Origin of the sequence: Pedobacter nyackensis (assembly GCF_900176505.1) — a bacterium.
Classification (GTDB): domain Bacteria; phylum Bacteroidota; class Bacteroidia; order Sphingobacteriales; family Sphingobacteriaceae; genus Pedobacter; species Pedobacter nyackensis.
In genome coordinates, this window is record NZ_FWYB01000001.1 from 977,838 (window position 1) to 992,008 (window position 14,171).

The following is a 14,171-nucleotide window of genomic DNA, read 5'->3' on the forward strand; positions in this document are numbered from 1 at the left end:
ATTTTGCAAGTTGTTTTACAGGATTATTTTATATGGATATAAAAATGAGATCTAGTTGCCCTATTAGCAGCTCACTAGATATTTGGGGAGATAAGTGGTCATTGCTTATCGTTAGGGATCTAATGTTTTCAAAACAATGTACCTATGGTGACTTCCTGAAATCAGATGAGAAAATAGCCACCAACATTTTAGCTTCCCGGTTACAAATGTTAGAAACGAATGGCATAATTATCAAACAAGACCATCCCCAAAGCAAAGCAAAAGTATTATACAAGCTTACTCAGAAAGGGATTGACTTGCTTCCTGTGATGATAGAGATAAATTTATGGGCCGATAAATATTTTACGCTGCCTGCGGAAAGAAAAGAAATCCTTGCGGAAGTAAAAAAGGACAAAGACGCATTTATAAAAGAAAAAACAAAAGAATTGATGAGGGATTGAAAACGGCTTTTTAAATTTGTGGCCCCAGCTGGGTGCTTCTCGAACCATTTCTTGTCTGATTTATGTTTAATCAGCGATTTGGTTAAATAAATCATCTAGGGATAGGAAATTGTATCCAAATAGTAAAGTATATGAGAATAATTATCGGTTTACTTCCTTATTTGAGTAATAATGAGCCTATGTTCTTATTAAAAACACTCCCTTGGTCACAATTTGTAAAAAATACATATCCATTTCGATTGCTTTTATTAATCTTAAATCCCGACTGAAAGTCACCGTTATTCCCTCCATGCTCATATACAACACCGAAACTTGTTGGTTTAATAGCAATTCCTAATCCCCAGCCAGTATCTCCATTGAACATATAGTGTGGAGTGTTTTTATCAAGCTGCACTTGCTCTTTGAACATTTCGTCGTTCAAAGATTTTGATAGTCCCTCTCCATTCATCAGGCCAATAAGAAAATTAGAAAACCCAATAGCTTCAGCATGTAGTCCACCAGCAGCATCAAACCATGTTGAATCTTGCTCCGGGAAAGCTATTGGCCATGCTTTAGACACAACTTCACCTTTAACATGGCCTTTTACCTTATGCTTTGTTATATAATTTGCCCAACTAAACCATGCCTTTTTCATATGAAGAGGTTCAGCAACTTCCTTCTGGAACAAAGGATCCAGCGTTTGGATAGTTAAATTACTCAAGTGAGCAATGACTTTAGTCAAGTAGACATAGCCTTCACCGGAATAGGCGAATTGTGTCCCTGGAGTGAATTTAAGATACAATTCACCATACTTGTACCTGCTTTCATCACGTTTATCAGAATAACGCCAGTTTGGAAAACCAGTCGTATGTGATAATACCATTCGAGCCGTTATCAATTTATATCGTTCATCTTTTGCAATGTCCTGATAAGGCAAATAACGATATAATGGTGTGTCCAGATTCAAAATTTTCTTGTCGACTAATCTTAATACAAAATATGCGAAGACAGTTTTTGACAGTGATGCAGCTTCAAAAATGGAATTGGCATCAACCTTCACTTTTGTCTCTATATTTGAAACGCCTAGGGAACGATGATAAACAACCTTACCATTGTTAATCAAAGCAAAGGATAAACCAGGTAAGCTTAGAGAATCCTTTTGTTTTATCATCATTTTATCTAAATCTTCAACATTTATTCTACTTCCACTTAGCGTTTGTAATTGCGAATACCCCTTAAAACTTAATAGGGATACCGTAATTAATAAGCTGATGAAAAAACTATTCTTATTCATATATAGAGTCTTTAGTTTTGAGATCGACTATCTCATAACCAATTTAAGACACCCTATTGTTATATAATGTTACAGTCGTATGATCTAAGGTTTTAAATATTTAATTAACTGAAACTTATGCTGAAACAAAAAAAAGCCGTTCTTCTTATCGAAAAACGGCTTTCTTGTTTGTGTGGACCCAACTGGGCGCTTCTCGAACCATTTCCTGTCTGATTTAGGTTTAATCATAGATTTAGCTGAAGAAATCACAAACATTTCCCTTCCCTAAAAGAATATAAATCACAATACCAAACAAAGAAATACTTTGAATATTAAAACCCTACATCAATGCGCCTCAACCATTAATAACATTATCTTATTTACTTAAAATTGGTTGCATCACATCTAGTAAATTACTTGATGTTAATTTTGAAGTGGGTTATCGTTTAGGTTTTTCAAACCTTAGCCATTTTACAAGATTGTTTGAAGCACATATCGGTGTAAAGCTAAAGAAGTATTCTGCAAGTAGTTGATCGAACTTATGATAGCTATGCTCTAGCGTCCAAACGGTTCAGATCGGCTTGTACTATTTGGCTTTTGAAAATGCCATTTTTATTGCAAGTCCAGTCAAAACACTTGCCATAAACCATTTTTGCACCTTTATCCAAGAAGGTTTTTTGGCAAAAAATAGTGCCACTTTTGAAGCTGTCAATACAATAATAAAGTTAATCGTAAAACTAACCAAAACCTGAACAACCCCAAGCTGTAAACTCTGCTTCAGAATAGAACCATATTCAGTCTTTATGAACTGTGGAAAAAAGGATAAATAAAATACCGCAACCTTCGGATTGAGTACGTTTGTTAAAAAACCAGTACTGAATAGTTTGCTGGGTTTATCGTCAGGTAAGTCTTTTTTTGTTTCAAAAATATTTTTACTATTTGGTTTTATTGCCTCATACGCTAAGTACAAAAGATAAACAACGCCTAGTGATTTCAATAATGTATAAGCAAATGGTATTGCAAAAAGTACAGCGGTAAGTCCAAAGGAAACCATAACTATATGAAATAGGAAGCCAAAAATTACTCCCGCTAGTGAAATTAGTCCAGCTTTTCTACCTTGGGTTATAGAACGGGAAATCAGGTAAATCATATTAGGTCCCGGGCTGATAACAAGTACCAAAGCAGATAATGCAAAAATTAAAATATCATTTAATGGTATCATATTTTTTTTAGTTTTTATTGTGTTGGCGGCTGGCAGTTTTTTTTCAAATATAAAGCATTTTGATAGTTGAGGTACTCTTAAAAACATAATATCATTTGGGGCCACACTGACTGATCTGTTTTAAAAAAGCCGCGAATTCCCTGTCATTCGCATTCCTTTGACCACAAGGCTCCCGGTCAGGGCAAACTACTTTTCCAGTTGCATGGTTCAGCCATCTGAGGCGTTTGATGCGGAAATAAACATGGTGTCCACGGATAAGATCGATGTGTAATATACCCCAATTATCTGCGTGATTTCCAATTGATTAGAAGGCAAAAAAAAGTGGGCAAACGACGTTGAAACGTGTTTGCCCGCTTTGGTGGACCTAACTGGGTGCTTCTCGAACCATTTCCTGGCTGATTTAGGTTTAATCAGTGATTTGGTAAAATTGAGGTAGCTGTCCATATTTATCTTCATTTTTTGCCTTTACTGTGATTCTTCGTTGAGAAATACGAATCCAATTATATGCTTTCCACGGACTCATCGATATAAAATGTCGCAGCTCTGCGAATAAAATATTACCTATATTTAACAAAGTAAAGCGTTATTTTAATCTCTGAAAAACTGGTTTCTATGAAATTTTGGAATGGTTTTAGTATATTTCGGATCATTTATTTGTTGTTTTTTGCGATTGGACTGCCACTCATTCTCCATTACGCAGGAAATCATCATCAAAGCGATTATCAGATGATTAATACATCTGCCAGCGAAGCATTCGTTTTGCTTGGCGTTGGCACAGCACTTTGGTTCATCGTATTTATTTATTACATCAAGGAATTTTTGATTAATCTTCTTTTGAAAAAAAATGGCACTATTCGATTGTTGGAACATGGGGGAAAAAGAAAAGGAACGGTTTCGGAAGAGTTTGATTTTGCGGACTTAAAGTCATATCAACGCCGCTTTGAAGAGGGCAATACCATTAGGATTATGCTGGACAGAGAATTTAAATCTACAGACATTGGAATAGACAGGCAGGTGGTGAAATCGAATATCAAAACCATAGTGCTAACTGTGATTGGGCTGCTACTATTGATTGGTTTGGCAGCAGGAATATTGGTTTATACCTATATAAATGAAAGCCGTGGCTATGGTTGGCGGTATCTGTATTTTTGGCATCCATACATCATTATTCCCGGCTCTTTTATTCTTTATTCATTTTTTTTATTTGACATTACCAATAGTGTTTTTTCAAAATATTTGGGCACATCCGTAAAACCATAAAGTGCAAGAAATGATTATCATTTAAAATTTGATATAAACGGCAATTTTGTTGAAATGAAAAAATGACAAGTAGACAAAAGAAAATAGATGAAAGAACAATGCCATCGCGAAACGGCTCTATTGGGAGTTCTTTCAACGATTATATCTGTAGATGAATTGCCAGAAAGTTTGAGTTTCACTCTTGAGTGTCTTAAATGCACTTATAAGTACATAATACCTAGTTCAGTTTTATCCTCTGATTAATTAATCATGAAGCCTTCTGTTAGCTTTCTTCAAAAACGTAAAAAGCCGTTTATCTTATCGAAAAACGGCTTTTTACTTTGTGGGCCATGATGGGCTCGAACCATCGACCAAAAGATTATGAGTCTTCTACTCTAACCAACTGAGCTAATGGCCCTCAAGTTGTTTCTGCCTTAGCAGGGCGCAATATTAACGCTTTTTCCTGATATCACAAAATTTCTTCAACATATATTTACCTCCTTTATTCTTTTCCTTTGATATACTGTGTGTTGAATTTGTTATTTTTTCTTAGCGATTAGATTTAACATCAGGTTTACATTGCAGTTTTAATTTTGGACATGCTTCAAAACATGAATTATGGCGTGGAACTAATGGTAAGACTGAAGAGGGGAGATGCTGCAGCTTATGATGTGTTATATGAGCTTTTCTGGGACAAACTTTATAGCCATACGCTTATTCGCATCCGCAATACAGAAGCAGCAAAGGATATCGTCCAGAATGTTTTTATCAATTTATGGGAGCGTAGGGAAACCATTGAAATAAATACTACACTTGAACAGTTTCTTTTCGGAGCCGTAAAACTTCAGGTACTCAATTTCTTCAGGTCCGAGAAAGCTGATGAGAAGGTGCTCGACTATACACTCAAAAAAATGGAAGGAGCTTTAGCCCCCTTTAACGAGTTGTCTGAATACCTCGAAATGGAAAGACTGATCGATGCAGAGTTAAAAAAACTCCCAGATAATATGCGCCATGCCTATTTGTTAAAAAACGAGCGCCATACCACCAAAGAGATCGCTGCAAAACTTAACCTTGCCGAACAAACGGTCTCTAATCATATCTCCGAAGCCATGAGGAGGATCAGAACCAGCGTACGCAATGAATTTATTGAACGGTCTGTTTAATTAACAAAAGCTTAACAATTTCTAAAAGTAGATTCGAGCTTCCTACGGTACTTCATATTAAACGAAGTACAATTGAAAGCAGATCAGTTTAAAGAATTACTTGATAAGTACCTGACAGGAACAGCTACCGAAGAAGAAAGAAAAATTATCGATTTATGGTACTCCTCCTATGGGGATGATGATTGCAAGGATTTGCCATTGGCCGCTGCTGCCGAAAATGAACCCCAGATAAAGCGATTAAATCTAAAACCATATTATAAGTACGCGGCCATTATTGCCATGCTTATTCCGGCTTTATTCTTTACACGTTCTATTTTCAAAAAAAGTGAAAAGACGAACATCATTGCCGAAATCTACGATACCTATAGCACTACGTCGGAATCAAAAAGAATAACATTATCTGATCGCTCCATTATACACTTAAGCCCAAATTCTGTATTGAAGGTAGCTTCATCGTTCGGGAAATCTCAGCAAAGGGAAGTTTATTTAGATGGCGGCGAAGCTTTTTTCGAGGTGACGAAAGATCCTGAGCATCCCTTTATCGTACATGCAGGTCAAATCAATACCAAAGTTCTGGGGACAAAATTCGCAATAACCACAAGCGCAAAAGGTTTAACTGAAGTTAGCGTGAGCGAAGGTAAAGTCGCAGTTGGAGATAGTAAAAATACATTCGATGTGTTGCTGCCGGGTAAAAAACTGAGTTACCGCCCGGCAAATAACAAATGGAAGGTGGAAGATTTCGCAACACGCGACCATAATTTATGGGCCGGACAAACCATTAACCTGAACCACGCAAGCTTCAGGGAGTTGAAAAATCACATTAAAACCATTTATGGAGTAAGGATCTTTTCACGAAATCCTAAGACTGCGGCCTATACCTATAACATGAGGATTCGCAGTTCCAGATCATTGGATAAAACACTAAAAATTATATGCTCCATTCATGATAACAAATACAGGAGGACAAGCAATGGAATAGAAATCTACTAAATAAAAAAACCGGATCTGAAGCAGACCCGGCAATACTTTCAACAGAAGCAGCTTGAGACCCTCTACTGTTGGATTATAAATAAATCTTGTTTATCAATAATATCAAATATATGAAATGTTTTTTACTGCTATTGCAGAAAATTATGAGTTACACATTGCTTATTTCCACCATTATGATCGCGGGCTCGCAAATGCTTTTTGCCGGCAATTCTAATGGACAGATACTCAATAAAAAGGTAAGTATTTCTTTTGAGAATGAGAATCTAATGAATGCTATCGAAAAGTTGGAAGACAAAAGTGGGATCGACTTTGCCTATGATCCGGCAGCGCTAAAACTTAAAAAATTCAATACCGAAACCAGACACTTCAGTGATGAGAAGATTGAAGTTATCCTGAAGAACATCCTGGCGCAAACCAATGTTTCATTCAAAGAAGATGTTCAGGGAATTATTACACTGGTGAAAAATCAGGAACCTGGCAAAATCAGCGGAAAAATTGTTGATGAAAAGGGTGTAGGCCTTCCCGGGGCAAGCATTAAAATTATAGAACTGAATAGAGGAGCGCAGAGTAACGATGATGGTACTTATAGCATCAGCGCTCCCGCAGGCGTTTATACCTTGAGCATCAGTTATATTTCCTTCAACAGCGCCACTCAAACAAAGGTTGTGGTTAAGGCCGGACAAACCACCCCACTTAATGTGTCGCTTACTGCCCAGTCTGGTACACTAAATGAAGTACTGGTAGTTGGTTATGGAAGTCAGAAAAGAGAAAACCTGACAGGTGCAGTCGACCAGGTTACCGCTAAAGTTTTCGAGAACCGCTCAGTTCCCAATCTGGCACAAGGACTACAAGGGCTTATTCCCAATTTGAACTTAAGTATGGGCGATGGTAAGCCCATCCAATCTCCTGGTTTTAATGTTAGAGGAACCACTTCAATCGGTCAGGGTGGTAATGCACTTGTATTAATTGATGGAGTAGAAGGCGACCCTTCCAGAATAAATCCTAACGATGTGGCTAGTGTTACCGTTTTAAAGGATGCAGCATCTGCATCTATCTATGGTGCCAGGGGTGCTTTTGGTGTTGTCCTGATTACAACTAAAAACCCGGTTAAGGAAAGGACTTCAATCAATTATAGTATTGCCAGATCTCTTAAAAAGCCAACCGCAGTTCCAGATTACGTAACTGATGGCTATACCTTTGCTAAGATGTTCAATGAGGCCTGGTCTGCATGGAATGATTATTCTCAGACACCACAGAACGTAAACAAAACTGTGAAATTCTCCCCAGCTTACCTGGAGGAATTTAAACGCAGGTCTGAAAACCCGGGTTTGCCAAGAGTAGAAGTAAATGCTGCCGGCGAATATGTTTATTACGATAGCACAGATTGGTACAAAGAACTGTATAAAGATCATAATGATGCTACCGAGCAAAACGTTTCCCTATCAGGGGGGAGTGGTAAGACTGATTTTTATGTTTCAGCAAGGTCTTTCGCCCAGTCTGGATTGTTCCGCTACAACTCTGATGACTTCCAATCTTATAACATCAGAGCAAAAGGATCTATCGAATTGTATCCCTGGTTAAAGGTTTACAATAATGCAGATTATTCGACTTCCAAATACCATAACCCATTGAACGTAGGTGAAGGTGGCGGAATCTGGAGAAATATTGCCGATGAAGGGCACAATATGGCTCCAATGTTTAATCCGGATGGAACCCTGAGTTATTCAGCAGCCTATACCGTTGGTGATTTTGTATATGGAAAGAACGGTATTGATATGTACAAAAAGGTTTTCCGCAACACAACCGGATTTAGTTCAAACTTTTTCGGCGATAAGTTCAGAGTAAAGGGAGATCTTACTTTTCAAAATACCAATAATGATGAAAGCCGAATCCGTGTTCCCGTTCCTTACAGCAGAAAGCCCGGAGTGATTGAGTATGTCGGCACTAATTATAACGATATCCAGCAACTGGAACGAACTACGCAGTATTTAGCGACTAATATTTACGCTGAATATGAACCCCGTTTAAGTAAAAACCATTTCCTGAAAGTGTTAGCAGGTTACAACTATGAGGAAAGTAATTATAAACGTATCGAAGCTGTGCGAAACGGATTGATTTCTGAAGATGCAAAGGATATTAATCTGGCCCTGGGCCAATCTATTACTACCAGTGGTGGTTACGATAAATGGGCTATTTTAGGTGGTTTCTATCGTTTGAACTACGCTTATAAAGACCGTTACCTGGCGGAGTTTAACGGCCGTTACGATGGTTCTTCTAAATTTCCTGCTGATCAGCGCTATGCTTTCTTCCCTTCAGTTTCTGCAGGTTGGAGAGTGAGTAAAGAACCTTTCTGGAACATCAGCCCCAATGCAATCACAGACCTGAAAATCAGAGGATCTTATGGCTCACTGGGAAATGGAAATATTTCCTCTTATGCTTTCTTCGAGAAAATGGGTTTTTCGCAATCAGACCGTATCCTGAATGGCGTTCGTCCACAGGAGACAAGTCAGCCGGGAGTTTTACCTGACGGCTTAACCTGGGAAACTTCAACTACCCAGAATCTAGGTTTGGATATTGCCTTCCTGAATAACAGACTGAATTTTAGTGGAGATGCTTATATCCGTAAAACCACTGATATGTTTACCGTAGGAATGACCCTTCCTGCAGTTTTTGGTACCGGAGTTCCTAAAGGTAATTACGCAGATCTGAAAACTCAAGGTTGGGAAGCTACACTTTCCTGGAATGACAAAGTAGATGTGGCTGCGAAACCTTTAAGCTATAATGTGCGCTTAACCCTGGCCGATTATACCGCAAAGATCCTTAAATTCAATAACCCTGAGCAGAAACTTAGTGATTATTATGCCGGACAAACTGTAGGTGAAATCTGGGGTTTTGTAACCGATGGTTATTATACCTCAATGGCAGATATTGCAAATTCACCGAAACAGACGCTTTATAAATCATCTAATACGGGTAAAAGCTTACCAGGAGATATCAAATTCAAAGATCTTAATGGCGATGGAGAAATCACCAATGGAAACAATATGGTAGGGTCTCCTGGCGATAGAAAAGTTATTGGTAATTCTACACCACGCTATACTTATGGAGTACAATTAGGTGCTGAATGGAATGGCTTTTACTTTAGTACTTATTTTCAGGGTGTAGGTAAGATGGATTGGTATCCCGGTTCAGAGAATGGAACTTTCTGGGGACAATATAACCGACCGTACGGTAAAGTGCCAAAATCACAATTAGGAAATATCTGGTCTGAAGAAAATCCAAATGCTTATTTCCCAAGATATAGAGGGTATTCTGCACAAAACGGATCAGCAACCTTAACTCAGGTTCAAACTAAATACCTTCAGAATGTAGCTTATATCAGATTGAAGAACCTTCAGATAGGATATAATCTTCCGCAGACCTTCATAAAGAAAATAGGATTGAGTAATATGAGAATTTTTGGTACAGGTGAAAACCTGTGGTCATGGTCGCCACTTTATAAGGTTACCAAAGATCTTGATATCGAAAGTATTGGTGGCTCAGACCGTGTGTTAACCGATGGCGGAAATGGTAATGGTAACAATTATCCAATATTAAAAAGTTTCACTTTAGGCTTATCAGCTACATTTTAATGATCCAGAAAAATGAAACGTATTTTATTTAAAACAGACATGAAGAAAATCTTAATATGGGCTATTCCTGCAGCAATAATTTTTGCAGGCTGTAAAAAACTAGACCAGGCACCTCAGGATACAGGAACTAAAGAAGCCGTTTTTGGTAACGAGAAAGGACTTGAACATTATGCAAATTCTTTTTACAAATTGTTACCTAATGCGAGCGATGCACATAAAGGTGATGCAATGTCAGACTATGCAGCAAGAAGTCAGGCACCGGATTTCTTAATTGAAGGAGCCTTTGGTCCGCGTCAAAGCAATGGCTGGGACTGGAATGGTTTAAGGAATATCAATTACTTCCTCGAGAACAATAACAATCCTAAAGTGCCGGCAGGAGTAAGGCTACAATATACCGCCCTGGCCAGATTCTTTCGCGCTTACTTTTATTATAACAAGGTAAAACGCTTTGGTGATGTGCCTTGGATCAATAAAACCTATAAAGTTGATGATCCTGATCTTTATAAAGGCCGAGACAAAAGAAGTTTAGTAATGGATTCGGTACTGGCTGACTTGAATTTTGCTTGTACTTACATCACTAAAACTACTGATAACTCCCGTTCATTAATTACTAAATATGTGGCTTTAGGTTTCAAATCAAGAGTATGTTTGTATGAAGGTACTTACAGGAAGTACCATGATGAAGCCGGATTAGCGGCATCTTCTGCACAATGGTTACAGGAAGCAGTCAGCGCTGCGGATAAAGTGATGAAAGAAGGTGGATTTGCACTGAATACTGCTGGTGGAGATCTGGCTTACAGAAACCTGTTTATCAGCACTGGGCCCGTGGCTACAGAAGTGATGTTAGCCTCAGTAGTGGATGCCAACCTTGCCGTTTATAACGATGCAAACTGGTGGTGGACAAGTGCTACCTATGGATCAAGAATCAGTTTTACAAGAACCTTCGTGAACACCTACCTGAATATCGATGGAACTCCATTTACCAGCACAGCCGGTTATCAGACGATGCCATTTAAGGATGAGGTTAAAAACAGAGATAAACGGTTACAACAGACCATCAGAATGGGTGATTACAAAAGGATAAATGGTGGTACACCAGAAGCTGCTCCTCCAATATTCTCTTATACCTACACCGGTTATCAGCCAATAAAATGGGTTTTAGATGATACCCGCTATGATGGAGGTGGACAGAATATCAATTCCATTTCTCTGATGCGCTATGCTGAAGTTTTATTGAATTATGCTGAAGCAAAAGCTGAACTTGGATCTTTTACAGATACCGACTGGGCTAAAACGATTGGCGAGCTGCGCAGAAGAGCTGGCATTACAGGTGGCTTAACCAGCAAACCTGTAGTAGCAGATGCTTATATGCAGAGCAACTATTTTCCGGAGATTGCTGATGCCTCCTTATTGGAAATCAGAAGAGAACGCGGTATTGAACTTGCTTTAGAAGGCCTACGTTTTGATGATGTCGTAAGGTGGAAAAAAGGAGAGCTGATGACCAAAGTCTGGAATGGATTCTATGTACCCGCACTAGATGTACTGATGGATTTAAATGAAGATAATAAACCGGATGTTTGCTTCTATCAGGTGATGCCTGCAAACCCGGTTAAAGGCGTAACTTATATCAATGTGGCACCAACCTTAAACGGCGGACCAAATCCTCAGCGCCTTTCTAATGGTACTTCAGGAGAATTGACCTGGCTTACTGGTACAACGAGGGTATTTAAGGATAAAAACTATCTTTACCCTATACCTGAAACAGACAGATTGCTGAATCCTAAATTGGGACAAAACCCTGGATGGTAACATTAACAAAATTTAAACATACAAACACCCAATATAAAATGAAAATTAAACACCTATTTTTTGCAGTGCTACTCATGGCAGGAAGCCTTAGCACGTTTGCTCAAAATTACACCGTAGGATCTTTTAATGTACGCTATGATAACGATGGGGATGTAGGTAACCGTTGGGAACAACGAGCCCCGGTAAGTGCCAACCTGATCCGCTTTCATCAGTTCGATGTTTTTGGAATACAGGAAGGATTAAAAAATCAGGTAGATGATCTTAACCGCTTGCTTCCTGAATTTGAAAACTATGGCGTTGGTCGTAATGATGGCAGGATTAGTGGCGAGCATTCAAGTGTTTTTTATCGTAAGGACAAATTTAAACTGTTGAATAAAGGGGATTTCTGGCTTTCCGAAACTCCTGAGAAACCAGGATTAGGTTGGGATGCTACCTGCTGTAACAGAATTTGCAGCTGGGTTCAATTGCAGGATGTTAAAACTGGTAAGAAGTTCTACTTCTTCAATGCGCATTTCGATCATCAAGGGAAAATTGCTCGTTTAGAGAGTGGAAAACTGATTGCAAAAAAGATCAGGGAAATTGCGGGTAAAACGCCGGCAGTGTTCACGGGAGACTTAAATGGTGGACAAAAAAGTGATTGTTACCTGACCCTGGCAAACTCAGGATTATTAACAGATACCTATACGCAGGTAAAATATCCTTATGCAAATAACTCTTCCTTTAATGCCTGGGGGAAAGATGTAAAAGGCTATGAAATCATCGATCACGTTTTCGTAACCAAAGGTTTTGAAGCTAAAAGATGGGGGATCTTAACTGATACCTATCATGGTAAATTTGTTTCTGATCACTTCCCTATATTGGTTGATGTAGAATTGAAATAGGATACCATTTGAAATTATACAAGAAAAGCCTCTTTTGGAGGCTTTTCTTGTATAATTTTCTTTTAAAAGTACTTCTTCAAAAGCTCTTCCAGCTCCTTCAGGATAAGTGGCTTTTTTAACAACTTAATCACATGTAAACTGGCTTCAGCTCTCTTAATATCTCCAAAATCAAGCGTAGAAGAAAGCATAGCAATTAAGCAATGATCCGTTAAACGATTTGGTAAATTCTTATATAAATCCAAAAATTCAAAGCCGTCCATATCCGGCATTTGTATATCAAGCAAAATAAAATCCGGTAATTTACCTCCATCATTCAGGGTCTTTTTTAAATAGGCAAGTGCCTCTTCACCCGATAGACAGGTAATGATCTCATCAAACAGGTTTGATATTTTTATGATTTTTGAGTTAATCTTCAGATCAACAATATTATCATCAATTAATAAAACTGTTCTGTTGTTATTTGACATTTGGGATGATTATTTTAAATGTAGTACCCTCAATCTGATCAGAACTGACGGTGATTTTTCCATTAATCTTATTTAATGCCTCTTTGACGATAAATAAACCTAATCCGCTACCCTGGTTTACTTTGCTTTTGAAGAATTGGGCGAATATCTTTTCTAAATGCTCATTCAAAATACCCATGCCGTTGTCGTTAATGGTAATTTCTACAGCCTCTCTTCTAACCACAGCGTTTACATTAACCCGCTTATTGGTCTCCGTTTCCTTCTGATATTTTATCGCATTCGAAATCAGATTGCCCAGAATTACTTCTATTCTGAAAGCATCACCATAGAATGGTTCCTTTTGATCAACATTAACCGTAAAAGTAGTTTCCTTATCAGAATAGGTATGTAAATCGATGAGATCAGCGATCAGCGAATGGAAATCCACAGCGGTATTCTCGGAAACTATTTTATTGTTCTTGTAATACTGTAAGGTCTTCTGTATATAGTAATCCAATTTGTTGGAACAGGTTTCAATCAACCCCCAGTATTCTCCGCTGGAGTTGTAAAGACCTTCCATTTTTACCAGATTTACAATACCCATCGCCGATACAAGGGGAGCCCTCAACTCATGCGAAATGCTATAAATAAAGCGGTTTAGTTCATCGTTGGTCTTTTCCAGTTCGATTACCTTGTTCCTGAGGTCAATCTTCGCTTTATATGCATCGTAAGCATTTTTGATGGAATTGTGCAACTCCAGATCATTCCATGGTTTAGTAATGTACCTGTAAATATCACCATGGTTAATCGCGTCAGCAAGTGCCTCAATGTCTGTATAACCGGTTAATAATATCCTAACAGGATCAGGATAAGTATCGGTAATACTTTTAAAAAATTCAACACCCGTTGTCCCTGGCATTTTTTGATCGGCCAGAATAACCTGTATAGGAATATTTTGTAATACTTTTAAACCTTCAGCAGCTGATATGGCCGTATATATTTCATACTGTCGCCTGAAACTGGCTTTAAAAGCTTGTAGATTATTCTCTTCGTCATCAATATATAGAACTCTTACATTGGGTGCACTCATAATATGC

At 38.2% G+C, this 14,171-nt stretch carries 11 protein-coding genes and 1 tRNA gene; 7 read left to right on the forward strand and 5 right to left on the reverse strand.

Annotation, left to right across the window (positions count from 1 at the left end):
• The first annotated feature begins 32 nt into the window (after nt 1–32).
• A complete protein-coding gene (locus B9A18_RS04150; protein ID WP_084287383.1) occupies nt 33–440 on the forward strand; it encodes a winged helix-turn-helix transcriptional regulator in 408 nt (135 codons plus the stop codon).
• Between the two features lie 157 nt (nt 441–597).
• Here B9A18_RS04150 and B9A18_RS04155 read toward each other — a convergent pair whose 3' ends face one another.
• Both B9A18_RS04155 and B9A18_RS04160 read right to left on the reverse strand, forming a co-directional pair.
• Nucleotides 598–1,713, reverse strand: a complete 1,116-nt coding sequence (locus tag B9A18_RS04155) for a serine hydrolase domain-containing protein (RefSeq protein WP_084287384.1) — start codon at nt 1,711–1,713, stop codon at nt 598–600.
• A 565-nt stretch (nt 1,714–2,278) separates the two neighbouring features.
• The gene (locus B9A18_RS04160; RefSeq protein ID WP_235005228.1) at nt 2,279–3,001 is read right to left on the reverse strand and encodes a LysE family translocator; all 723 of its coding nucleotides are present in this window, start codon (nt 2,999–3,001) and stop codon (nt 2,279–2,281) included.
• Between the two features lie 525 nt (nt 3,002–3,526).
• Between B9A18_RS04160 and B9A18_RS04170 the strand changes: the two genes are divergently transcribed.
• Nucleotides 3,527–4,174, forward strand: coding sequence for a hypothetical protein (locus B9A18_RS04170; protein WP_084287386.1), 648 nt, complete (start codon nt 3,527–3,529; stop codon nt 4,172–4,174).
• Between the two features lie 323 nt (nt 4,175–4,497).
• Here B9A18_RS04170 and B9A18_RS04175 read toward each other — a convergent pair.
• Nucleotides 4,498–4,571 (reverse strand) — tRNA-Ile (locus tag B9A18_RS04175).
• 181 nt (nt 4,572–4,752) lie between these two features.
• On the opposite strand from B9A18_RS04175, the gene B9A18_RS04180 reads away from it, so the two are divergent.
• The 5 genes from B9A18_RS04180 to B9A18_RS04200 all read left to right on the forward strand — a co-directional run bounded on the left by B9A18_RS04180 (nt 4,753) and on the right by B9A18_RS04200 (nt 12,628).
• Nucleotides 4,753–5,316: an RNA polymerase sigma factor gene (locus tag B9A18_RS04180; RefSeq protein WP_084287387.1), complete on the forward strand. Its 564-nt coding sequence runs from the start codon at nt 4,753–4,755 to the stop codon at nt 5,314–5,316.
• 72 nt (nt 5,317–5,388) lie between these two features.
• Entirely contained in the window at nt 5,389–6,306 is a 918-nt protein-coding gene (locus B9A18_RS04185) for a FecR family protein (protein WP_084287388.1), read from the forward strand.
• 143 nt (nt 6,307–6,449) lie between these two features.
• Nucleotides 6,450–9,938: a SusC/RagA family TonB-linked outer membrane protein gene (locus B9A18_RS04190; RefSeq protein ID WP_235005229.1), complete on the forward strand. Its 3,489-nt coding sequence runs from the start codon at nt 6,450–6,452 to the stop codon at nt 9,936–9,938.
• Nucleotides 9,939–9,977: 39 nt separating this feature from the next.
• Entirely contained in the window at nt 9,978–11,747 is a 1,770-nt protein-coding gene (locus B9A18_RS04195) for a RagB/SusD family nutrient uptake outer membrane protein (RefSeq protein ID WP_084287451.1), read from the forward strand.
• A gap of 38 nt (nt 11,748–11,785) precedes the next feature.
• Nucleotides 11,786–12,628 (forward strand): endonuclease/exonuclease/phosphatase family protein, encoded by an 843-nt coding sequence (locus tag B9A18_RS04200; RefSeq protein ID WP_084287452.1) that lies wholly within the window; start codon nt 11,786–11,788, stop codon nt 12,626–12,628.
• A gap of 62 nt (nt 12,629–12,690) precedes the next feature.
• Here B9A18_RS04200 and B9A18_RS04205 read toward each other — a convergent pair whose 3' ends face one another.
• Together B9A18_RS04205 and B9A18_RS04210 are read right to left on the reverse strand one after the other, a co-directional pair.
• Nucleotides 12,691–13,095 carry a response regulator gene (locus B9A18_RS04205; protein ID WP_084287390.1) on the reverse strand — a complete coding sequence of 135 codons (405 nt, stop codon included), beginning with the start codon at nt 13,093–13,095 and terminating at the stop codon, nt 12,691–12,693.
• The gene (locus B9A18_RS04210) at nt 13,085–14,164 is read right to left on the reverse strand and encodes a hybrid sensor histidine kinase/response regulator (RefSeq protein ID WP_084287391.1); all 1,080 of its coding nucleotides are present in this window, start codon (nt 14,162–14,164) and stop codon (nt 13,085–13,087) included. The genes B9A18_RS04205 and B9A18_RS04210 overlap by 11 nt, the downstream gene beginning before the upstream one ends.
• Nucleotides 14,165–14,171 lie beyond the last annotated feature (7 nt).

Bases quoted from the DNA above. Each gene is read 5' to 3' on its own strand.
- B9A18_RS04150 (WP_084287383.1), top strand. From the start codon at position 33: ATGGATATAAAAATGAGATCTAGTTGCCCTATTAGCAGCTCACTAGAT.
- B9A18_RS04155 (WP_084287384.1), bottom strand. From the start codon at position 1,713: ATGAATAAGAATAGTTTTTTCATCAGCTTATTAATTACGGTATCCCTA.
- B9A18_RS04160 (WP_235005228.1), bottom strand. From the start codon at position 3,001: ATGTTTTTAAGAGTACCTCAACTATCAAAATGCTTTATATTTGAAAAA.
- B9A18_RS04170 (WP_084287386.1), top strand. From the start codon at position 3,527: ATGAAATTTTGGAATGGTTTTAGTATATTTCGGATCATTTATTTGTTG.
- B9A18_RS04180 (WP_084287387.1), top strand. From the start codon at position 4,753: ATGCTTCAAAACATGAATTATGGCGTGGAACTAATGGTAAGACTGAAG.
- B9A18_RS04190 (WP_235005229.1), top strand. From the start codon at position 6,450: ATGAGTTACACATTGCTTATTTCCACCATTATGATCGCGGGCTCGCAA.
- B9A18_RS04195 (WP_084287451.1), top strand. From the start codon at position 9,978: ATGAAGAAAATCTTAATATGGGCTATTCCTGCAGCAATAATTTTTGCA.
- B9A18_RS04200 (WP_084287452.1), top strand. From the start codon at position 11,786: ATGAAAATTAAACACCTATTTTTTGCAGTGCTACTCATGGCAGGAAGC.
- B9A18_RS04205 (WP_084287390.1), bottom strand. From the start codon at position 13,095: ATGTCAAATAACAACAGAACAGTTTTATTAATTGATGATAATATTGTT.
- B9A18_RS04210 (WP_084287391.1), bottom strand. From the start codon at position 14,164: ATGAGTGCACCCAATGTAAGAGTTCTATATATTGATGACGAAGAGAAT.